We start from the raw sequence: 21,209 nt of genomic DNA, 5'->3' as shown, positions 1-21,209 counted from the left end.
CACGCCGGGCCGTGCCGGCGGCCCGTGCCGCCGTGCCGCCGTGCCGCCGTGCCGCCGTGCCGCCGGGGGCAAGATCGGTGTCTCGTGTCAGAAAGTGCGCCTGGACCGCACTTTCTGACACCAGGTGGCGATCTTCCTGCCGCCGCCGGGCGACCCGCGCGGTGATGATCGCCGGTTCGTGTCGGAACCTGTGGTCCAGGCGCACTTTGTGACACGAGACCGCGATCTTGGCCGCCGCCGCCGAGATGGACGGTCAGAGTTTCCCGGCGGCCTTCAGGGCCAGGTAGGCGTCGGTGACCCGGCTGGCGAAGATGTCGGCGGGGAAGTCGAGGACGTCCACACCGTGCCTGGTCAGTGCGGTGCTGAGGCGTTCCCGGTCGGCGAGGGCGCGGGTGCCGGCGGCGGCGGCGTACACCTCGTTCGGGCCGTGCAGCGGGGTCGCGGCCAGTTCGACCAGGGCGGGGTCGTGCACCGTGGCGATCAGCACCCGGTGCCGGGCGGCCAGCCGCGGCAGCACCGGCAGCAGGCCCTCGCCCAGCGCGCCGGGCTCCAGGGCGGTGAACACCACCACCAGCGAGCGCTTGCGCTCCCGGCGCAGCACCTCGCTGGTGATCAGCTCGAAGTCGGTCTCGACCATGGCCGGGTGCAGCGGGGCCACCGCGTTGATCAGGCGGGGCAGGGTGCCCCGCCCGTGCGCCCCGGCGACCACGGCCCGCACCCGGTGGTCGGCCGCGATGAGGTCGACCTGGTCCCCGGCCTCCTGCGCGACGGCGGCGAGCAGCAGCGCGGCGTCCATCGCGGCGTCGAGGCGGGGCTCGTCGCCGACGCGTACCGCGCTGGTGCGGCCGGTGTCCAGCACGCACACCACGCGGCGGGAGCGCTCCGGCCGCCAGGTGCGCACCATGACGTCACGCCGCCGCGCGGTGGCGCGCCAGTCGATGGAGCGCACGTCGTCGCCGGGCACGTACTCGCGCAGCACGTCGAACTCGGTGCCCTGGCCCCGGCCGCGGATCGCGGTGGCGCCCTCGACGGTGCGCAGCCGGGCCAGCTTCTCGGGCAGGTGGCGGCGCGAGGTGAACGGCGGGAGCACGCGCAGGTTCCACCGCGGCCGGTGGTCGGCCTGCCGGAAGGCGAGGCCGAGCGGGCCGAGGCTGCGTACGGTCACCCGGTCGGCGGGCCGGTCGCCGCGCCGGGTCGGGGTCAGCGTGGTGGTCAGCGTGGCCGTCGTGCCGGTGGGCAGGGCGACCCGGTGGGCGTACGGCGCCGCGCCGGCCGACGGCGCCCACGCGTCGCGCACCAGCAGCCGCGCGTCGGCACCGGTGCGGTTGGTGACGGTGAGCGTGGTGCTCACCTGCTCGCCGAGCCGCACCACCGCGCCCGTGCCCTCGCGGCGCACGGTGAGCCGGCGGGGGTCGGCGGTGACCGCCCAGTCGGCCAGCACCCCGGCCGCGACCAGGCCGAGCAGGCCCACGGCCGGCGCCCACGGCGGGATCGCGAACAGCGCCGAGAGCACGCCGACGACCGGCGCGCACAGCGCGACCAGGACCGCGGCGCGGACGGTGGGCACGGCGGCTACCGCGGGGTGGGCACGGAGGCGAGCACCGCGTCCAGCACCGATTCGGCGGTCACGTTCTCCAGCTCGGCCTCCGGGGTGAGGCGCAGCCGGTGCCGGAGCGTGGGCCGGGCCATCACCTTCACGTCGTCGGGGGTGACGTGGTCCCGGCCGCTCAGCCAGGCCCACGCCTTCGCGGTGGCCAGCAGCGACGTCGCACCGCGGGGCGAGGCGCCCAGCTCGACCGAGGGCGTGGCACGGGTGGCCCGGCAGAGGTCCACGATGTAGCCGAGCACCGGCTCGGTGACCGTGATCCGGCCGACCGCGGCCCGGGCGGCGGCCAGGTCGGCCGCCCCGGCGACCGCCTTGATGCCGACCGCGCCGAGGTCGCGCGGGTCGAACCCGCCGTGGTGGGCGCGCAGCACGCCCAGCTCCTCGTCCCGGCCGGGCAGCGGCACGGTGAGCTTCAGCAGGAAGCGGTCCACCTGCGCCTCGGGCAGCGGGTAGGTGCCCTCGTGCTCGATCGGGTTCTGCGTCGCGGCGACCAGGAACGGCTCGGGCAGCGCCCGGGTCACCCCGTCGGCCGACACCTGCCGCTCCTCCATGACCTCCAGCAGCGCGGACTGCGTCTTCGGCGGCGTCCGGTTGATCTCGTCGGCGAGCAGCAGGTTCGTGAAGACCGGGCCGGGGCGGAACTGGAAGTCGGCGCTGCGCGGGTCGTAGATCACCGAGCCGGTGACGTCGCCGGGCATCAGGTCGGGGGTGAACTGGATGCGCTTCATCTCCAGCTCCAGCGCCGCGCCGAGGCTGCGTACGAGCAGCGTCTTGGCCACCCCGGGCGGGCCCTCCAGCAGCACGTGGCCGCGGCAGAGCAGGGCGATGAGCAGCCCGGCGACCACGCCGTCCTGGCCCACGACCGCCTTGGCCACCTCGGCGCGCAGCCGTCCGAGCGCCTCGCGCGCGGGCTCGGCGGCGGGTGCGGTCGTCGGCGGCTCGGTTGTCAACGGCTCGGTCACCGGTGCTCTCCTTCGTTCACAGTTCCTGCGGTCACCCGCTCGACCAGCAGCCGCAGCTGCCCGGCCCACTGGTGAAGTTCCTCGTCGGTCTGCGGCTCGGGGCCGAACAGCAGGCCGCCCGTCAGCGTCGGGTCGAGGCCGGTCCGGGCGTGCAGCGCCGGCAGCAGCTCCTCGGGGCCCGTGGCGGGCGGCAGGCCGACGGCGGCCGCGACGCGGCGGCGGGCGTCGGCGCGCAGCGTCTCCAGGGCGGGCCCGCGCGCCTTCGCCCGGCGGTAGAGCCGGCCGCGCCCGAGCGCGGTCTCCGCGCCCGGCACCTCGACCGGCAGGGCCTCCACGGCGGGCGGGCCCAGCCGCCGGCCCTTGGCCAGCGCCACCGTGAGCGTCGCCGCCAGCAGCGTCAGCACCACCCAGAACAGCCAGTCCGGGTACGGGCTGGGCCCGGGCTCGCGGTCGGGTTCGGACTGCTGGGGGCGCTCGCCGCGGGGGGTGCGCGGCCGGGGCGGCGGCGGCTCCGCCTGGTGCAGGTCCAGCCAGATCAGGGTGCGATGGGTGCTGAGCAGGTCGACGGCGAGCCGCGCGTTGCCGTGCTCGTCGATGCGCGCCGCGCGGAACGGGTCGGCGCTGCCCACCAGCACGAACTCGGGCCCGCCGGATTCGCGCACCCGGGCCAGGCCGCCGTCGAAGCAGAGCTGCACCGGCGCGGGCGCGCCGTACACCTCGGCGTACACGTTGCGCAGCGCGGCGGCCCGGTCGGCGGTGGTGAGGGCGCAGTCGGCGCCGCGCTGCCGGACCGCCGCCGCCCAGCGCCGCCGTACCAGCCCGACCGAGTCGAGCGCGGCGGAGACCTGGGTGCCGCCCGGCTCCACCAGCACCACCCGGGTGCCCTCGGGGAGCTCCGCCAGCGTGCTCAGCCGGGTGCGGTGCAGGAACTGCGGGGCGGGCACGAACAGCGTGACCGGGTGAGCCGTGTCGCCGACCGCCCGCACCGCGTCCGCGCTGGCGGTGACGGTACGGATGGTGACGCCCTCGGCCGCGAGCAGCTCGGCGAGGCGGCGCGCCCCGTCCGGGCCGTCGCCGGTGGGGGACAGGTACGCGGGCTCGTCCGGGTCGGGCTCCTCGACGGCGTGCGCGGTCAGGGTGACCGCCAGCAGCGCGAGCACCGGCAGGAACGGCACCAGCAGGCGCCATCGGCGGCGCCGGTCGGCCCGGGAGCTCATCGGCCACCTCGCACCAGTTCGCGCACGGTGGCCAGGTGGCCCCGCATCCGCTCGTCGTCCCCGGCGGACGCCGGGCGCTGGGCGTACCAGATCCCGGAGAACACCGCGGCGGCGTCGCCCAGCGCCGGACCCAGCGCCGGCCGGGCGGCGACGGCGGCGCGGGCCAGCTCGGTCACCGTCCAGCCGGGCACGTGCTCGATCACGCCGCGCTCGGCCAGCTCGCGCACGATGGCGCGCAGGCGCTCGCGCACCGCCTCGGCCCAGCGGCCCTCGGCGGCGTACCGGTCGGCCAGCTCATGGAAGACCTCGGCGGGCTGCTCGGGCAGCTCCTCGGCGTCCTGCTCGCCGTCGGCGAGCTCGCCGGTCACCTCGCCGACGTCCTGGCCCCGCTGGGCGCGGCGGGCGGCCCGGCGCAGCTTCCAGCGCGACGGCAGCCAGGCCGGGTACGTGTACCAGAGCACCGCGACCACGACCGCCAGCAACAGCAGCACCAGCGTGCTGAAGCCGATGCCGAACATGTCGTCCCAGACCGCGGCCGCCTCGTTCCACCACCTCATCAGCGGGCCGCCAGCATCTCGGGGGTCGGCTCGCGGCGCCGCGAGGCGCGGTCCAGCCACAGGTCCAGGCCCTCCAGCCGGATCCGGGACTCGATCAGCAGCGCGGCGTCCAGCGCGGCCAGTGTCGCGTACGCCAGCGCGTTGGCGATCACGAACACCGGCACCAGCAGCCACTCCGCCAGCTCCGGGCCGACCGGCAGGAACTCCAGCCCGGCCAGCGCGCCCAGGTAGAACGCGAACCGCAGCAGCAGCCACGACAGGTAGCCCAGCACGCGGATCGCGGCCACCCGCATACCGCCCCGGAAGGCGACCGACGCGGCCCGGCCCAGGGCGGCGAAGGCGCCCCGCCGCTCCACCGCGACCACGACCCCGACCAGCCCGAACAGGGGGTATCCGAGCAGCCACAGCGGCCCGAGGAAGGCGCCCAGCGCGGCCGGCACGGCGGCGATCAGGCCGCCCACGGCGACCGCCTCGGCACCGCGCAGCCGCTCCCGCAGACCCTTCGGGGGCACCCGGCTGGTGAGGGCCGCGGCCACGCCACGCCCGGTGAGCAGGCCCAGCCAGACGATGATCAGCGCTTCCAGCCCGGCGCCCAGCGCGAGCAGCTGCCAGTAACCGCTGCTCAGCTCGGGCAGCCCGGCGCTGAGGACGACGCCCACCGTGTCGCGGCCGGGCACCAGCACGGCCTGCTCGGCCAAGGCGAGCACGGCGGCGGTGGCCGGCAGCACCCCGGCCCGGCGGCGGACCAGTTCGGCGGCGGCGTCGAGCAGCTCGCCGAGGGTGAGCGGGCGCAACGGCAACGCGTGGTCGCGCGGCCGGCGGGCGGCCGAGGTCGCGGCGCGGTCCAATCGTCGCTCCGAGGGGGTGTGCGGGCGGGACGTGGGGGAGTCTAGGGGCGGCCCGCCACGCGTCACGGCGTGCCGGGGGCGGGTCGCCGCCATAGTGGCACGGCGTGGCCCGATGCGCGGTCCCTACCCTGGCCGATCGGACGAGATCAGCGAAGCCGGTTCGTGTCTCGGCGTATGGGATGGGATATTGGACGGCATGAGCGCTCCGATGATGCCGAGGCATGCCGCATGAGGGCCCGCGTCCTGGTGGTGGACGACGATCCCGCGCTCGCCGAGATGCTGGGCATCGTGCTGCGCAGCGAGGGGTTCGTGCCGGCCTTCGTGGCCGACGGCGAGCGGGCGCTGGCCGCGTTCCGTGAGGCGCGCCCCGACGTGGTTCTGCTGGACCTGATGCTGCCCGGAATGAGCGGGCTGGACGTGTGCCGCGCCATCCGGGCCGAGTCCGGCGTGCCCATCGTGATGCTCACGGCGAAGAGCGACACCGTGGACGTGGTGCTGGGCCTGGAGTCCGGCGCCGACGACTACGTGGTGAAGCCGTTCAAGCCGAAGGAGCTGGTGGCCCGGGTGCGGGCACGGCTGCGCCGCGGCGAGGACGTCACGCCTGAGCTGCTGACCATCGGCCCGCCGGACAACCAGATCATCATCGACGTGCCGGCGCACACGGTGACCCGCAACGGCGCCGAGGTGAAGCTCACCCCGCTGGAGTTCGACCTGCTGGTCGCGCTGGCCCGCAAGCCGCGCCAGGTGTTCACCCGCGAGGTGCTGCTGGAGCAGGTCTGGGGCTACCGGCACTCGGCGGACACCCGCCTGGTGAACGTGCACGTGCAGCGGCTGCGCGCCAAGATCGAGCCGGACCCGGAGCGTCCGGAGATCATCTTGACCGTGCGCGGGGTGGGCTACAAGGCCGGCACCAGCTAACCTTGCCCTGCCGTGACCACCCCCACCCCTACCCCTACTGAGCTGCCCAGACCCCGCCAGGCGGAGTCGTCCGGGCAGCCTGCGGGCGTGCCCGGCGCCACCGAGCGGGCCACCGTCGCGGTCAAGCGCTTCGTGAAGCGTGCGGCCAAGGTGCCCGCGCTGCGCCCGGCGGCACGCAAGCTGGCCCCGCCCGTGCGGCAGGCGCACCGGATCTGGCGGCGTTCGCTGCAGCTGCGGATGGTCACCATCACCCTGCTCTGCTCAAGTGCGCTGGTCGGCGGCTTCGGTTACCTGATCGCCGACAGCAGCACCGACAGCCTGCTGGAGGGCGCCAACGAGGACGCGCTGCGGCAGCTGCGCAGCGGCGTGGCCAAGGCGACCGAGCAGATGCAGGCCATCCCCAACCCGGAGAGCCCGAACACCCCCTCGGAGATCACCAGCCTGCTGGCCGGACTGGCCGGGACCGGCCAGAACGGCGTGGTGGTCACCATGCGGTTCAAGCGCGAGAACGTGCAGGCCCTTCAGCAGACCGGGCTGGCCTGGCCGCAGGTCGAGGCCCACCGGGCGATCACCCCGCAGCTGGAGGAAGACGTCGTCGGCGGCTACGAGGCGAGCCAGTACGTGCAAGCCGACCTCGGCGACGGCGCACACACCTACCTCGTCTACGGCTCGTCGGTGCCCACGCAGAAGTGGCGGACCGGCTCGGTCGAGCTCTACTACCTCTTCCCGGTGGACACCGAGTTCAAGGTCGCCGGCGACATCCGCTCCACGATCAGCTTCGTCGGCGTGGCGCTGGTGCTGCTGCTCGGCATGCTCACCGCGCTGGTCACTCGGGCCACCGTCGCCCCCGTGCGGGTCGCGGCCCGCACCGCGCAGCGGCTGTCGGCCGGGCTGCTCGACCAGCGCATGGTGGTCCGGGGCGAGGACGAGATGGCGCTGCTGGCCGACGCCTTCAACCAGATGGCGGCCAACCTCCAGCGGCAGATCGTGCGGCTGGAGGAGATGTCCCGGCTGCAGCGCCGCTTCACCTCCGACGTGTCGCACGAGCTGCGTACGCCGCTGACCACCGTGCGGATGGCCGCCGACCTGCTCTACTCCGAGCGCGACAGCTTCGACCCGGCGTCGGCGCGCAGCGCCGAGCTGCTGCAGGCCGAGCTGGACCGGTTCGAGGAGCTGTTGACCGACCTGCTGGAGATCAGCCGCTTCGACGCCGGTTTCGCGATGCTCGACGCCGAACCCACCGACCTGGTCACCGTCGTGCAGCGGGTCACCGAGCGGCTGGAGCCGGTCGCCGCCCGCGTCGGCGTCGAGCTGGTGCTGGTGGCTCCGGACCCGCCCATCATCGCCGAGATCGATCCCCGCCGGGTGGAGCGCGTCCTGCGCAACCTGGTCGGCAACGCGGTCGACCACGGCGAGGGCCGCCCCGTGACGGTGACCCTGGCGATGGACAGCCGTGCGGTCGCGATCACCGTGCGCGACCACGGCGTGGGCCTGAAGCCTGGCGAGGAGAAACTCGTGTTCAACCGGTTCTGGCGAGCCGATCCGTCCCGGGCGCGGCAGACCGGCGGCACCGGCCTCGGCCTGTCGATCAGCGTGGAGGACGCCCGGCTGCACGGCGGCTGGCTGGAGGCCTGGGGTGCGCCCGGCGCGGGCGCGCAGTTCCGGCTCACCCTGCCGGTCCGCGCGGGTGGGCGGCTGGCGGGCTCGCCGCTGCCGCTGATCCCGGCCGATCACGTCACGGCGCCGCAGCGCACCGGTGCCGGGCAGGTGACCGCATGACCACGCACCAGCGTCCGGCGCCCCACGTCCGGCGGGGCGTCCGCGGGATCGCCGGGCTGCTCGCGGTCGGGCTGAGCGGCGTGCTGCTGACCGGCTGCGGCATCTCGGTGCCCAGCGGGGTCACCCGGGTCGGCGTCGGCCCGTCGGCCGGTCCGGGTGGACAACTGTCGTACACCAACCCGGAGCCGCCCAAGTGGTCCGCCGCCGACGACCGGACCGTCCTGGTGGAGAACTTCCTGTCGGCCGCCGCTGGGGACTACTTCCAGACGGCGTCCCGCAACCTCGCCCTCACCAACGTCAAGAGCTTCCTCGCCCCCAACCTGCGTGACAACTGGAGTCCCGGATCCGGCACCGAACTGACCCTGGTCAGACGCACACCGGGCGGGATGACCCGCGAGGGCGAGCGCAACGTCGTGGTGGAGATGACGACGGTCGGCACGCTGAACTCGGACGGCCAGTTCGTGCCCGAGCAGCAGCCCAAGAAGTCGTCCTACACGTTCGAGTTCGGCCCGGCCGAGGGCGGCGGGCTGCACCTGATCAAACAGCCGCCAGCGCTGTGGCTCGACGTCGACAAGCTGGAGACGTACTACGTCAAGCAGCCCGTCTACTTCTGGAACAAGGACCGCACGTCGCTGGTGACGGATGTGCGCTACGTGCCCAAGGCGCTGCCCGCCGAGCAGCATGGCAACCGGCTGGTCGACTACCTGCTCAGCGGCCCGGCGGAATGGCTGGACCAGGTGGTGGCGCCGCAGTTGCCGGGCACGACGAGCCGGATCGACCTGATCGTCGCGGACGGCAGTGAGATCAAGGTCAACCTCAGGACCGACCTGCCCGAGGCGCAATTCGAGAAGTTCGCGTCGCAGCTGTTCTGGACGCTGACCCCGTCGAGCAAGGTCGCCACGATCAAGTTGAAGGTCAACCGGGTCGAGTTCGCGGCCGACCTGTCCTCGGCGCGCAACGACTTGGCCGCCGCGGGCGACGTACGCGACCCTGCCCGGTTCGGCTTGGTCGACGGTGTGCTGACCCGCCTCTCGGTGCAGGCGCCGCTGCCACTTGACGCGAAGCTCAACCAGAACGTGGTCAGGGCCGCGGTCGCCCGGGAGGAGAGCCTGTTCGCGCTGGTGAAGACCGTGAAGGGCAAGCCGGAGCTGTACCTCGCCCGCGATGACCAGCAGCGGAGGATCACGGGCCTGCCGGACGCGCTGACCGAGCTGGCGTGGCTGGACGGGAAGGCGGACGTCCTGCTGGTGCTCGGCTCGGGCAGGCTGTACGCGGTGGGCGGGGAGGGCGGCAAGGCCACTGCGCTGGACACATCCCGCCTGCCGACGTCGCAACCGATCACCTCGTTCGCCGTCGCGCCGGACGGGCGGCGGATCGCGCTGATCGCCGACGGCCGCCTGTACATGGCCGGGCTGGTGCGGCAGAAGTCCGAGATCGCCGGCATCGGCGAGCCGTACCGGGTGCCGCTCAGCGAGCTGGACACGGCGCTGCGCGGGGTTGGCTTCGTCGGCCTGGACACCCTCGTGGTGGCGGGCTCTGCCAGCAAGGTGCGGCTGGCCGAGATCACCGTCGACGGCGCGCTGGAGGCGCAGTACAGGAACGATCAGGCAGGCGAGATCAGCAATCTGACCGCGTTCGTGGACCAGCCCGGCAAGATCTTGTTCGACATCGACGGCATCAGCTACCAGGCGTACAACAACAACCCGCCCAAGACCACGCTGGAGCCGAAGCTGCACGAGGTGCCCACGGCCTCGCCGTCGCCCGGCGCGTCGGCCTCGCCCAGCCCGCCGCAGCAGGTCACGGTCACCGGCGCGATCTTCGAGGGCTGAGCCCTGGCCGCCGGGACGCTGTGGCAGGCGCTGGCCGACCTCGTGCTGCCCGCGTCCTGCGCCGGCTGTGGCCGCGACGGCGAGCCGCTGCGGTCCGAGGTGTGCGCGACCTGTGCCGCCACCGTCCAGGCGCTCCGGGCTGCTCCCACCCGGCCCGATCCGCCGCCGCCCGGCCTGCCGCCCTGCGTGGCGCTCGGCGACTACGCCGGGGAACTGCGTGAACTGATCCTGGCGTTCAAGGAGCGCGGGCGGCACCGCCTGGCCGCCCCGCTCGGCGCGCTGCTGGCTGAGGCGGTCGCCGCGAGCACGCCCCCGTCCGCCCCGGCGCTGCTGCTCTACGTCCCGGACACCGCCGCCGCGGCCCGCGCCCGGCACGGCGACCACATGCGCCTGCTGGCCCGCGCGGCGGCGGCCCGGCTGCGCGAGGCCGGGCGGTCCGCGTCCGTCGCCGCGCCGCTGGTCGCGCTGCCCAAGGCCGACTCGGCGCACCTGTCCTCGGCGCAGCGGGCGGCGGCCGCGGCCGGGGGTTTCGCTCTGCGATCAAGGGGTATAGCGGACGTACGGCGTGCCGCGCCCGGATCCGTGACGTTGCTGCTGGACGACATCGTCACCACGGGATCCACTCTCGCGGCCGCGTCGGAGCTGCTGGCGGGCGCGGGTGTCCGCGTCGACGGCTGCGTCGTCCTCGCGGCGACACGCCGTATTCCGCCACAGCGCGCAATATGGTCGTAATCTTCGGATAATGACGTGATCGGTGCTCCGTGACGGCTCCATGACGCGTGGTACCGAAAGGGCGAATCTCGTCAAAACAGTCTTGGTACAAAGGATGACGAGGGGCTGACGAGCGGCTAGCGTCAGAAGCCAACCACCTGATGGAGTCACCGCCTCGGCAGTGACAGGAGCGTCGGAAGGGGCTTACACAAGTGCGCCCCGGACACAGTCGCCGGGGTGTTTCCGCACTCGGACAGACCGTGGGAGGTCAGGCGTGGACATCGAGGTCAAGGGTCGTAATGTCGAGGTCCCGGATCATTTCCGGGTACACGTGGCAGACAAGCTGGCGAAGGTTGAGCGTTACGACCAGAAGATCATTGAAATCGACGTCGAGCTAATCCACGAGCGCAACCCGCGTCAGGCTGATTCCTGCCAGCACATCGAGATCACCTGCGTCACCCGCGGCCCCGTCATCCGCGCCACCGGTGCCGCCGGCGACTTCTACACCGCCCTCGACGAGGCCGTGGACCGCCTCGACCGCCGCCTGCGCAAGGCCGCCGACCGCCGCCGCGTCCACCGCGGACGCCGCGCTCCGGTCTCCGTCGCCGAAGCGACCGCGGGCCTGGCCGCGTTCCAACCCCCGGCCGCGGGATCGACCGCCACCATGATCCGCTCGGCCAACGGCGCCGGCGGCGCGGTGGACGCGCTGGAGGACGCGGACCAGCCGTGGCACATCGTGCGCGAGAAGGAGTTCTCCGGCGAGCCGATGACGGTGGACGACGCGCTGTACCAGATGGAGCTGGTCGGGCACGACTTCTACCTGTTCCACGACAAGGACAGCGGACGGCCGTGCGTGGTCTACCGCCGCAAGGCGTACGACTACGGCCTGCTGACGCTCGCCTGGTGAGATGACCATTTCGGCCTGTCCCGTCACGACGGCGGGACAGGCCGATTCTCATTGGTCGGCGGACGTGCGGTGCGGCGCGATCCGCACGTACTCGATGTCGTCGATGCGGGTGCCGTCCGGTCCGGGCAGCCGGGCCGTGCGGTAGCCCTCCCGCTCGAACCCGGCCCGCTCCAGCACCCGGCGCGACGCGTCGTTGTAGGGGAACGTGCCGGCCACCACCCGGATCACGCCCGCGTCCGCCATCGCCCAGTCGCTGAGCAGCCGGGCCGCCCGGGAGGCCAGGCCCCGGCCCCGGAACTCCGGGCGCAGGCTGTATCCCATGATCGCCTGCCGCAGGAACGGCTCCTGGTAGAACAGGCCGATGTCACCCGCGAACTCGCCGGTGGCCGCGTCCACGATGGCGCAGACGGCGCGGACCCCGGCCAGCCATTCCGATTCGGCCAGCGCGCAGCGCTCGCGTACGCCGTCCAGCGTGCTCGGCCCGCCGATGTTGCTGCGCCGCACCTCCGGCAGCTGGGACAGCGCGAACAGCGCCTCGGCGTCGCCGGGGCCGAGCCGGCGCAGCCGGACCGCGCCGTCGGTCAGCTCGCCGCCGGGGAGGTCGGGCAGGCCGGGGGCGACCGGGCCGGGCGGGTCGGTCGCGAGCCGGGTGAACACGATGTAGTCCCCACGGGAGCCGTCGCGCAGGGTGGCGCCGCCGCGGCGTACCCCCTCGCGGGTGAAGCCCGCCGCCAGGGCCACCCGCTGGCTGGCCGCGTTGCCCGGCGCGGTGACCAGCTCCATCCGCGCGACGCCGCGCTCGGCGAACGCCCAGTCCGTGATCGCCCGGGTGGCCGCGGTGGCCACACCCCGCCGGCGTGCCCACGGGGCGACCCAGTAGCCGACCTCGGCCTGCGCCCGCTCGGGCAGGACCTGGCCCATGCCCGCGCCGCCGAGCAGGTCGCCGGTGTCCGGATCGACCACCGCCCAGGCGGCACCGCCCTTGCGCCAGGCCGCCGGGGCGCCCTCGTTGATCCACCACTGCGCGTCGGCCTCGGTGTACGGGCTCGGCATCTGTGCCATGAAGTGCGTGATCAGCGGATCGTTGCACGCCTCGCGCACGCGCGGCGCGTCCTGCGCCGCGAACGGCCGCAGCCGCACCCCCGCACCTTCCAGGATCACCGGTTCGGTCACGGGAGGTCCTCGCGGACCAGCGCGGCGGTCCAGGCGTCGCGGCGCTCGCCGCGGTGCGCGCAGCCGTTGCGCTGCACGCCCTCGTACGTGAAACCCGCCTGCTCGGCGACCTTGCGGGAGCCGTCGTTGCCCACGTGGGCCTTCCACTCCACCCGGGCCAGGCCCAGCTCGCGGATGCCCCACTCGGCCACCGTGCGCAGCGCGGCGCTCATGTAGCCGCGGCCGCGCGCCCGGGGCGCGGTCAGGAAGCCCACGTCGGCGACCTCGGGGTCCTTGCCGACCCGCAGGTCGATCTGGCCGGCGTAGCCCTCGGCGTCGGCGAGCACGAACGCCGCGCCCTCGCGCCGCTGCCACCAGCCGGGCGCGTAGTCGTGCACGAAGCCGAGCGCCCGCTCGTGGTCGTAGTCCAGCGGCACCGTGGTCCAGCGCAGGGTCTCCGGGTCGGTGCAGGCGGCCAGGATGCCCGGGGCGTCGCTGGGCTCCGGCAGGCGCAGGGTCAGCGCCTCCCCGCGCGCGGTGACGGTGCGCAGCACGGGCTGGGGGTGGTCGTACGGGTTGCTCATGGCCCCACCCTGGCACATCGCGCGGCCGGGGGCGTACCCGTTATCGGCTCAGGCCAGCGCCACCAGCACGTCGCGGTGGTCGTCGACGACCTGCGCGGGCAGCAGCCGGTGATGGGCCAGGTGGTCCACCGTCAGCAAAGGGCCGTGCTCGGCGCGGTGCGCGACGATGTGCCGCGCCTGCTCCGCGGTGATGCCGGGCACCGCGGCCAGCACCTCGGCCGGGGCGCTGTTGACGTCGACCAGGCCGCCGTCGTCGAAGGCGGGGGCCAGGTCGGGCCGCCCGATGTGCAGCCGCTTGGCGATGTCCGGGTGCCGGGCCAGCAGGTGGCGTGCCTGCTCGCGGCGCACCCGCAGCTCGATGGCGCGCACCACGGCGGCCGACGGCGTGCGAGTGGGCTTGTCGAGCCCCAGGAACAGGCCCTGCGCGATGCCGCCGACCCAGGCGACCAGGATCGACATCAGCGCCAGGTCGTCGCGCAGGGTCAGCTCCTCGGTCTCGCCGGTGGTCATGCTCGTCCAAGCGAAGACGTTCAGGGCCAGGTAGGCGACCGCCGACCCGGCCACCCACCAGCTGCGGCGGTACGCGGCGAAAAAGCCCATGGTGGCGAAGCTGGCGAAGCCGCACGACAGCAGCGGCACCGCGCCGCCCACCGCGGCCAGGATGATCCGCTGGGTACGCGCGCTGTCCTCGGGCGAGACCGGCGGCGGAGGCGGCGGCGCGGGATACCCCGGCCACCCCGGCACCACCGGGTACGGCGCCCAGCCGGCCGGCACCGCCGGACCGCCCGGCAGCGGGGCGTGCGGCGCGGGCACCGGATACGGCCCGGCGAGCACCGTCGCTACGGCGGTGGCCACCGGCTGGTGCATCGGCGCGGGCGGGGCCTGGCTCGGCACCGGCGGGGGAGGGGCCTGCAGCGCCGGGTCGCCCTGCAGGATGCCGCGGTGCAGGTGCTGCAGCCGCTCGCCCGGCTCCACGCCGAACTCGTCCGCCAGCAGGGCCCGCGCGTCCCGGTACGCCGCCAGCGCCTCGGCCTGCCGGCCGCACCGGTACAGCGCCAGGATCAGCAGGTAACGGAGGCCCTCCCGGAGCGGGAACTCGGCCACCAGCTCCACCAGGCGCGGCGCGGCGTCCACGTGCCGCCCCAGCTCCAGCTCCAGCTCGACCATCGCCTCCAGGGCCGCGGCCCGGCCCTCCACCAGGCGTTCCCGGGCCGCGTCGAACACCGGGCCGGTCAGCCCGGCCAGCGGCTCGGCCCGCCAGCCGCCCGCCGCCTCGCGCAGCACCGAGGCCGCCTCCAGCAGCCGCCGCTCGGCGCGCAGGCCCTGGGCGCGGGCCACCTCGCGGGTGAACCGCTCGGTGTCGAGGCTGCCCTCCGGCACGGTGAGCACGTAGCCGGCCGGGGTCAGCGTGATCAGCTGCCCCGGCGTACGCGGCGAGTGGTCCGGGTCGAGCGCGCGGCGCAGCCCGGCCACGTACTTCTGTACCACGTTCGGGCCGTTCTCGGGCGGCTCCTGCTGCCACACCGCGTCGATGATGGCGGCGGGGGACACCGGCCGGTTGGCGTTGAGCACCAGCATCGCCAGCACCGCCCGCTGCTTGCCGGGCCCGAGGTCGAGCTCCCGGCCGCCGTGCCACGCCCGCAGCGGGCCCAGCAGCTCGAAGCGCAGCGGCCTGTCGGTCACGGGGGTCCTCCTGGTCGGGGTGGCTGCTCGCGCGGCTGAGCGGCGCGGACGCGCAGGGGTCAGCCGGAGCGCAGCAGTCGGCAGCATATCGGCAGCGGCGCGGCAGCAGCGTTGCTCACCATGGTCGTGACGGTGAGCGGCTCGGCCCGGTGTCAGGGGGTACGGGGGCGGCCGGCGCGCTGCGGCGCGGCGGCCGTCTCCCCTGCGGCGGGCGGCCGTGTCACCGACGTTCGACGACCCGGGAATGGTTGGGGGTATGTGACTTGTTGACCGATTCTGCTGGGTCACTTCCCCGGGGGTGACGATTCGCCGTCCGATGCGCCTACGATGGGTCGGCAGACTGTCTAGGGAGCGATGAACACCCGTGTCGATTTTCGAGAAGATCCTCCGTGCCGGTGAGGGGCGGATGCTCCGTCGGCTCAAGGCCATCGCCGACGCCGTCAACTCCATCGAGGAGAACTACGTCGATCTCAGCGATGCCGAGCTGCGGGCGCTGACTGACCAGTACCGTGAGCGTCTCGCCGACGGGGAGACCCTGGACGACCTGCTCCCCGAGGCGTTCGCCACGGTGCGCGAGGCCGCCAAGCGGGTGCTGCACAAGCGGCACTACGACGTGCAGATCATGGGTGGCGCGGCGCTGCACTTCGGGAACATCGCCGAGATGAAGACCGGTGAGGGCAAGACCCTCGTGTCGACCCTGCCGGCCTACCTGAACGCGCTGTCCGGCAACGGCGTGCACGTGATCACCGTGAACGACTACCTGGCCCAGCGTGACGCCGAGTGGATGGGGCGGGTGCACCGCTTCCTCGGCCTGACCGTCGGCGTGGTGCTGCCCAACCGCCCCTCCGACGAGCACCGCGCGGCCTACGCCTGCGACATCACGTACGGCACGAACAACGAGTTCGGCTTCGACTACCTGCGCGACAACATGGCCTGGTCGGCCAACGACATGGTGCAGCGCGGGCACAACTTCGCGATCGTCGACGAGGTGGACTCGATCCTCATCGACGAGGCGCGGACCCCGCTGATCATCTCCGGCCCCGCCGAGCAGTCGCAGCGCTGGTACGGCGAGTTCGCCGCGGTCGTGAGCCGCCTGGAGCGCGGCAAGGACGGCTCCGGCGACTACGAGGTCGACGAGGCCAAGCGGACCATCGCCGTCACCGAGCGCGGCGTCTCCCGGGTCGAGGACCGGCTGGGCATCGACAACCTGTACGAGTCGGTCAACACCCCGCTGGTCGGCTACCTGAACAACGCCATCAAGGCCAAGGAGCTGTTCAAGCGCGACAAGGACTACATCGTCTCCGACGGCGAGGTCCTGATCGTCGACGAGTTCACCGGCCGCATCCTGCACGGCCGCCGGTACAACGAGGGCATGCACCAGGCGATCGAGGCCAAGGAAGGCGTCGAGATCAAGCAGGAGAACCAGACCCTCGCCACGGTCACCCTGCAGAACTACTTCCGCATGTACGAGAAGCTGTCCGGCATGACCGGCACGGCGCAGACCGAGGCGGGCGAGTTCAACAAGGTCTACAACGTCGGCGTGGTGAGCATCCCGACGCACCGCCCGATGGTCCGCCAGGACAAGTCGGACGTCATCTACAAGACCGAGAAGGCGAAGTTCCAGGCGGTCGTCGAGGACATCGCCGAGCGCCACGCCACCGGCCAGCCGGTGCTCGTCGGCACGGTCTCCGTGGAGAACTCCGAGATCCTGTCCCAGCTGCTGCGCCGCAAGGGCATCCCGCACTCCGTCCTCAACGCGAAGTACCACGCGCGCGAGGCCGAGATCGTCGCCCAGGCCGGCCGCAAGGGCGGCGTCACCGTCGCCACCAACATGGCGGGTCGAGGCACGGACATCCTGCTCGGCGGCAACCCCGAGTTCCTCGCCGCGGCCGAGCTGCGCCAGCGCGGGCTCACCGAGGAGGAGCACGGCGACGACTACTACAAGGCGCTCGACGAGATTCTCCCGGCCTGGGAGGAGGCCTGCAAGGCCGAGGCCGAGGAGGTGCAGGCCGCGGGCGGCCTGTACGTGCTGGGCACCGAGCGTCACGAGTCCCGCCGCATCGACAACCAGCTGCGCGGCCGCTCCGGCCGGCAGGGCGACCCGGGCGAGTCCCGGTTCTACCTGTCGCTGCAGGACGACCTGATGCGCCGGTTCCGCTCGGGCGCGGTCGAGGCGGTCATGGACCGCTTCAACATCCCCGAGGACGTGCCGATCGAGTCGAAGATGGTGACCCGGCAGATCCGCAGCGCGCAGACGCAGATCGAGGCCCAGAACGCCGAGATCCGCAAGAACGTGCTCAAGTACGACGAGGTCATGAACAAGCAGCGCCAGGTGGTGTACGCGGAGCGCAAGCGCGTGCTCGACGGCGAGGACCTGAACGAGCAGGTCGAGGGCATGATCGACGACGTCGTCACGGCGTACGTCACCGGCGGCACCACCGGCACCGGCAAGGAGTACGCCGAGGACTGGGACCTCGACCAGCTGTGGACCAACCTCCGGCAGCTCTACCCGGTCGGCATCACGCTCGACGAGCTGGAGAAGGAGACCGGCGGCGAGCGCAGCACCTTCGACCACGACTTCCTCGTCGAGCGGATGAAGCAGGACGCGCACGACGCGTACGACCGCCGCGAGCAGCAGCTCGGGTCCGAGGCCATGCGTGAGCTGGAGCGCCAGGTGCTGCTCGCGGTCATCGACCGCAAGTGGCGCGAGCACCTCTACGAGATGGACTACCTCCAGGAGGGCGTCGGCCTGCGCGCGTACGCCCAGCGCGACCCGCTGGTCGAGTACCAGCGTGAGGGCTTCGACATGTTCGCCCAGATGATGGAGGGCATCAAGGAGGAGGCCGTCGGCTTCCTGTTCAACCTGGAGGTCCAGGTCGAGCAGGCCGCGCCGGCCGAGCCCACCCCCGGCGTGCCGCTGCCCGACGGCGAGTCGCACGTCGAGGTCCGGGCCAAGGGTCTCGGCCAGCGGCAGCAGCCGCAGCGGGTGCAGTACACCTCGCCGACCATCGACGGTGCCGCCGGTGCCGGTTCGCCGCAGGTGCAGCAGGCCCCCGCACTGGGCATCGGCGGCGGTGGCGACCGCAAGCCGTCCCCGCGCGGCGGTGCCCGCGGCGCGGTGGCCGCTCCGGCGTCCCGCAACTCGCCCTGCCCCTGCGGCTCGGGCAAGAAGTACAAGCGCTGCCACGGCGCCGCCTGACCCGCGCCCACCAGCACCAGAAGGGGCCGACCCGGCACGGGTCGGCCCCTTCTCCGTATCCACCCCGCCCCTGCCCGGCCCGGTTTCGTCGGGTGCGGTCATGATCGCCGTCTCGTGTCCAAAGCTAAGGCTGAACCATAGGTTCCGACACGAGACGGCGATCTTCAGCGTGCTCAGCCTCCGCGGATCCCGGCCAGCCGGTGTCCGTCGGATCAAGATCGCTGTTTGGTGTCCAAAGGTCGGGTCCAGCCGCAGGTTGTGACACAAGACCGCGATCTTGGCTGCCTTCGGCTTTCCGTGTGGCTCGGGCGGGGGCCGGGTGTCTGGGGGAGATCGGTGTCTTGTGTCGAAAGGTGGGGTCTGGCCACAGGTTTGGACACGAAGTGCCGATCTTGCTCGGGCCGGGCGCGGGGTGGAGCCCGGGACGGGCGTTGCGGTGGTGTGGCTCGCGGGCGCCCGGCCCGGGGGTCGGAGTGGGCGTCAGAGGAGGACGGTGAGGGCGGTGCAGCGCCAGGTGGTGCCGTCGCGCTCCAGGCGGTACGCCAGAGACCAGGTGGTGCGGCCGTCGCTGAGCACCGCGGCGACCTCGGCGACGCCGGTTCGCGGCTCGCAGGTGCGCAGCTGCCGGCGGCGCACGGGCTGGTGCGTCGTCCCGGCCGGGGCGGTCCGGCGCAGGAGGGCCAGTCGGCGCAGCGCGCGGGCCAGCTCTTCGAGCAGGTCGTGGGCCTCGGTGACGCGCAGCAGCGGCCGCAGCTGGCTGGGCGCGCGGAAGCCGTTGAACAGCTCCAGGCAGAGGTTGAGGAAGCGGTGCGCGGCGGTGTGGCACTCGGGCGAGGCGCCGGCGACGGCCTGCGGCGGCACGGCCTCGGCGGGTTCGGCTCGGGCGGGCCGGTAGGTGGTGGGGTGCAGCTCGTCGTCGAACGGCGGGTCGAGCCGCGGCGCGCGATGGATGCGGACGGACCCGGCCGGTGCGACCGTCATCGGGATCACCACCCTTTGATCTTGAGTTTGCTTGAGTTTGCCTTCGTTTGATTCTTTGTAGCGCCTCCAGCATCGATCGGTCAATGCCAATCCCAAGATCTCACTCGTCGCCGCCGGTCAGCGGGTTGTCCCTGATGTACTGCTCGGTCTCGCCGTACAGCTGCAGGATGTACTCCTCCAGCCGGGTCCGCTCGATGCGCCATTGGCCGCGGCCGCCGAGCTTGATGGCGGGCAGCTCGCCTCGCCGGACCAGGGCGTAGATCTGCGCCGTGGTGGTGCTGAGTTCTTCGGCCACCTGGTCCAGGGTCAGGAAGCGGGGCTGGGCCTGGGTCATGTCGGCGGTTCTCCTGTGGCAAGAGGAATGCTTGCGGTTGCTTCAGTTTGCCACCGGATGGTGTGACACGGGAGCCCGGTGGGCACATGCGAGACTGAGCAGACGACTAGGCGGCCGGAGCCGGCGCCGGGAGAGGACGGGGACGTGGCGAGCGATCTCGTGAGGGTGTACCTGCCCGCGACGGTGCCGCTGGTGGCGGCGTTGCGCGACGGCGGCGAGCTGGCGGGCGCCATGGCCCACGCGGTGACTCCGGCGCTGCGGGAGTGGTACGCCGAGGGCGACGAGGAGGAGCTGGAGTACGTCGCGTTCATGCGGGCCGCGCAGGACGCGCTGCGCCTGCTGCGGGACGATCCGGCGGCACCGCGGCGGCGCGTGGTCGTCTCGGCGGACGTGCCCGCGTCGCAGGTGAGCGTGCAGGACCGTGACCTCGGCACGAGCACGGTGCGGCTGTCCGGCGCGGTGCCCCGGGGCGCCATCGCCGCGTTCCATGTCGACGAGGCCGACGGCGAGTCCGTGGTGGCGGCCGCCGCCGAGGTGGTCGAGCAGGCCTCCGCCGGGGATCCGGACGCGCAGTTCACCGTCGACTCGGCGGAAGATCTGGACCTGCTCTGGTACGCGCCGGAGGAGCTGGACGACCTCCTGCGGCAATGACCGTCAGGAAGGGCACCTTCGTGAGCTCGCGGAGCGAGATGAGCAGCAGCTCAGCTCGCTTTTCGAGGTAGAAGGCGCCCTTCCTTTTGTCAGTCGCGGGTGGGCTTGGGCAGGCTGCGGCCGTACGCGATGATCGCGGTGATCGCGCCGACGAACAGCACCACCAGGCCGGTGTTGCGCCGCGAGGCGGCGATGAAGTCCAGGATCTCCGCGTCGGCGGTGATGTCGGCGCTGGCCAGGGCGAGCAGCTGGGCGACGCCGAGGCGCACGGCGAGCTCCGCCACGCTCAGCATGATCCCGGCGGCGGCGCCGGCGGCCAGGTAGACCGGCCAGGACGGGCTGTCCCCGGCCCGCTTGGCGGCGCGGCGGAGCCGGGTGTAGGCGAGGAACCCGGCGATCAGCCCGGCGATGACGGCGAGCGATCCGGCGAGCAGGCCGTTGGCCTCGTACCGGTCGGCCGCGGTGTCGCCGCCGCCGAAGGCGTCCAGCAGCGGTGTGGAGAACAGCGCCATCACGTTGAGGAAGACCAGCACGGCCAGCGCCCCGGTCAGCCCGGCGGCGAGGATGCGGGCGGGGCGGACGGCGCCGAGCGCCCCGCCGAGCGCGCCGGAGGCGCCCATGGCGATGGCGACCACGCCCACCGCACGCGCCGACATGCCGTACGCCAGCAGCACCGCGCCGCTGGCCACGGCGCCGGTGAGCAGGCCGGCGGCGATGCCGACCGCCCAGCGCCCGGCGCCACGGTCGGCCCACTGTCTGCGGCGGCCCAGCGCCAGCGTCGACCACAGCCCGACGGCCGCCCCGGCGACCAGGCTGGCCTGCACCACCAGCGGCAGCAGCAGCGACGCCAGCACCAGGTTGTAGTCGCCCTCGGCGCCGGTGAACGCGGTCCGGTAGAAGAGCAGGGCGACCAGCAGCCAGGCGAGCGCCGAGAAGGCGAGCCATCCGGTCGGGGAGGGGCGGTGCGCTCCGTCGGGCGCACCTGGTCCGGCGGTGCGCTGCTGGGCGGAGGTGGCGGTCGCTGGCTCGGTCATCGTGGTCTCCTGTGGGGCGACAGTGGGCCTGGCGGCGGCGCGGTGCGCACCGTCGGGACGGCCCCGTGTCGTGAGGGCCTGAGCGGCTCGCGAGGCTGGGTCGGGGTGCTCGGTCGACCTAGCCTAGCCATGCCGGAAGGGTGGGTAGTCTGGACCGGTGGGACTGGCCCGCCGGTGCTGCGCCGAGGGTTGAACGGATCACATGTCCGCACCCGTGGGGACGCCTGGCGGTACTTTGCGTACTTGTATACAAAGAA

The 21,209-nt window shown here is 73.3% G+C and carries 18 protein-coding genes; 7 read left to right on the top strand and 11 right to left on the bottom strand.

Going from position 1 to position 21,209, the window contains the following annotated elements; genetic code table 11:
- Nucleotides 1-253: 253 nt before the first annotated feature.
- From CS0771_RS02185 to CS0771_RS02165, 5 genes are read right to left on the bottom strand one after another with little or no spacing between them, the layout of a single operon-like run.
- Entirely contained in the window at nt 254-1,567 is a 1,314-nt protein-coding gene (locus tag CS0771_RS02185; RefSeq protein WP_212839552.1) for a DUF58 domain-containing protein, read from the bottom strand.
- Nucleotides 1,568-1,572: 5 nt separating this feature from the next.
- On the bottom strand, nt 1,573-2,568 hold the full coding sequence (locus CS0771_RS02180) for a MoxR family ATPase (protein WP_203753410.1): 996 nt from the start codon (nt 2,566-2,568) through the stop codon (nt 1,573-1,575).
- Entirely contained in the window at nt 2,565-3,785 is a 1,221-nt protein-coding gene (locus tag CS0771_RS02175) for a DUF4350 domain-containing protein (protein ID WP_212839551.1), read from the bottom strand. The genes CS0771_RS02180 and CS0771_RS02175 overlap by 4 nt, the downstream gene beginning before the upstream one ends.
- Nucleotides 3,782-4,342, bottom strand: a complete 561-nt coding sequence (locus CS0771_RS02170) for a DUF4129 domain-containing protein (RefSeq protein WP_212839550.1) — start codon at nt 4,340-4,342, stop codon at nt 3,782-3,784. The genes CS0771_RS02175 and CS0771_RS02170 overlap by 4 nt, the downstream gene beginning before the upstream one ends.
- Nucleotides 4,342-5,190 carry a hypothetical protein gene (locus tag CS0771_RS02165; RefSeq protein WP_212839549.1) on the bottom strand — a complete coding sequence of 283 codons (849 nt, stop codon included), beginning with the start codon at nt 5,188-5,190 and terminating at the stop codon, nt 4,342-4,344. The genes CS0771_RS02170 and CS0771_RS02165 overlap by 1 nt, the downstream gene beginning before the upstream one ends.
- A 228-nt stretch (nt 5,191-5,418) precedes the next feature.
- Here CS0771_RS02165 and mtrA point away from each other — a divergent pair, with 228 nt between their 5' ends.
- From mtrA to hpf, 5 genes are all read left to right on the top strand, one after another.
- Nucleotides 5,419-6,108, top strand: a complete 690-nt coding sequence (gene mtrA, locus CS0771_RS02160) for an MtrAB system response regulator MtrA (protein WP_120316862.1) — start codon at nt 5,419-5,421, stop codon at nt 6,106-6,108.
- Between the two features lie 237 nt (nt 6,109-6,345).
- Nucleotides 6,346-7,887 carry an MtrAB system histidine kinase MtrB gene (gene mtrB / locus CS0771_RS02155; RefSeq protein WP_212845567.1) on the top strand — a complete coding sequence of 514 codons (1,542 nt, stop codon included), beginning with the start codon at nt 6,346-6,348 and terminating at the stop codon, nt 7,885-7,887.
- The gene (locus CS0771_RS02150; RefSeq protein ID WP_212839548.1) at nt 7,884-9,716 is read left to right on the top strand and encodes an LpqB family beta-propeller domain-containing protein; all 1,833 of its coding nucleotides are present in this window, start codon (nt 7,884-7,886) and stop codon (nt 9,714-9,716) included. The genes mtrB and CS0771_RS02150 overlap by 4 nt, the downstream gene beginning before the upstream one ends.
- A gap of 42 nt (nt 9,717-9,758) precedes the next feature.
- Nucleotides 9,759-10,448, top strand: a complete 690-nt coding sequence (locus tag CS0771_RS02145; RefSeq protein WP_244870550.1) for a ComF family protein — start codon at nt 9,759-9,761, stop codon at nt 10,446-10,448.
- 253 nt (nt 10,449-10,701) lie between these two features.
- Nucleotides 10,702-11,334, top strand: coding sequence for a ribosome hibernation-promoting factor, HPF/YfiA family (gene hpf / locus CS0771_RS02140; protein ID WP_203753419.1), 633 nt, complete (start codon nt 10,702-10,704; stop codon nt 11,332-11,334).
- Nucleotides 11,335-11,382: 48 nt separating this feature from the next.
- On the opposite strand, the gene CS0771_RS02135 is transcribed toward hpf, so the two are convergent.
- From CS0771_RS02135 to CS0771_RS02125, 3 genes are read right to left on the bottom strand one after another with little or no spacing between them, the layout of a single operon-like run.
- Complete coding sequence (locus CS0771_RS02135; protein ID WP_244870549.1) at nt 11,383-12,507, bottom strand: GNAT family N-acetyltransferase; 1,125 nt, start codon at nt 12,505-12,507, stop codon at nt 11,383-11,385.
- Complete coding sequence (locus CS0771_RS02130) at nt 12,504-13,070, bottom strand: GNAT family N-acetyltransferase (RefSeq protein WP_212839547.1); 567 nt, start codon at nt 13,068-13,070, stop codon at nt 12,504-12,506. Before CS0771_RS02130 ends, CS0771_RS02135 begins: the two co-directional genes overlap by 4 nt.
- Nucleotides 13,071-13,118: 48 nt before the next feature.
- Complete coding sequence (locus tag CS0771_RS02125) at nt 13,119-14,753, bottom strand: BTAD domain-containing putative transcriptional regulator (RefSeq protein ID WP_212839546.1); 1,635 nt, start codon at nt 14,751-14,753, stop codon at nt 13,119-13,121.
- Nucleotides 14,754-15,117: 364 nt separating this feature from the next.
- Between CS0771_RS02125 and secA the strand changes: the two genes are divergently transcribed.
- The gene (gene secA / locus CS0771_RS02120) at nt 15,118-17,952 is read left to right on the top strand and encodes a preprotein translocase subunit SecA (RefSeq protein WP_212839545.1); all 2,835 of its coding nucleotides are present in this window, start codon (nt 15,118-15,120) and stop codon (nt 17,950-17,952) included.
- A gap of 480 nt (nt 17,953-18,432) precedes the next feature.
- Here the strand turns inward: secA and CS0771_RS02115 are convergent, their stop codons facing one another.
- Nucleotides 18,433-18,933 (bottom strand): Rv3235 family protein, encoded by a 501-nt coding sequence (locus CS0771_RS02115; RefSeq protein WP_212839544.1) that lies wholly within the window; start codon nt 18,931-18,933, stop codon nt 18,433-18,435.
- 100 nt (nt 18,934-19,033) lie between these two features.
- The gene (locus tag CS0771_RS02110; RefSeq protein ID WP_212839543.1) at nt 19,034-19,267 is read right to left on the bottom strand and encodes an AlpA family transcriptional regulator; all 234 of its coding nucleotides are present in this window, start codon (nt 19,265-19,267) and stop codon (nt 19,034-19,036) included.
- 144 nt (nt 19,268-19,411) lie between these two features.
- Here CS0771_RS02110 and CS0771_RS02105 point away from each other — a divergent pair, with 144 nt between their 5' ends.
- Nucleotides 19,412-19,918: a hypothetical protein gene (locus tag CS0771_RS02105; protein ID WP_212839542.1), complete on the top strand. Its 507-nt coding sequence runs from the start codon at nt 19,412-19,414 to the stop codon at nt 19,916-19,918.
- 89 nt (nt 19,919-20,007) lie between these two features.
- Here CS0771_RS02105 and CS0771_RS02100 read toward each other — a convergent pair whose 3' ends face one another.
- Nucleotides 20,008-20,952, bottom strand: a complete 945-nt coding sequence (locus CS0771_RS02100; RefSeq protein WP_212839541.1) for a hypothetical protein — start codon at nt 20,950-20,952, stop codon at nt 20,008-20,010.
- Nucleotides 20,953-21,209 lie beyond the last annotated feature (257 nt).

Source organism: Catellatospora sp. IY07-71 (assembly GCF_018326265.1).
In the GTDB taxonomy this organism is placed as follows: Bacteria; Actinomycetota; Actinomycetes; order Mycobacteriales; family Micromonosporaceae; genus Catellatospora.
This window is presented reverse-complemented; position numbering and strand designations above follow the sequence as displayed.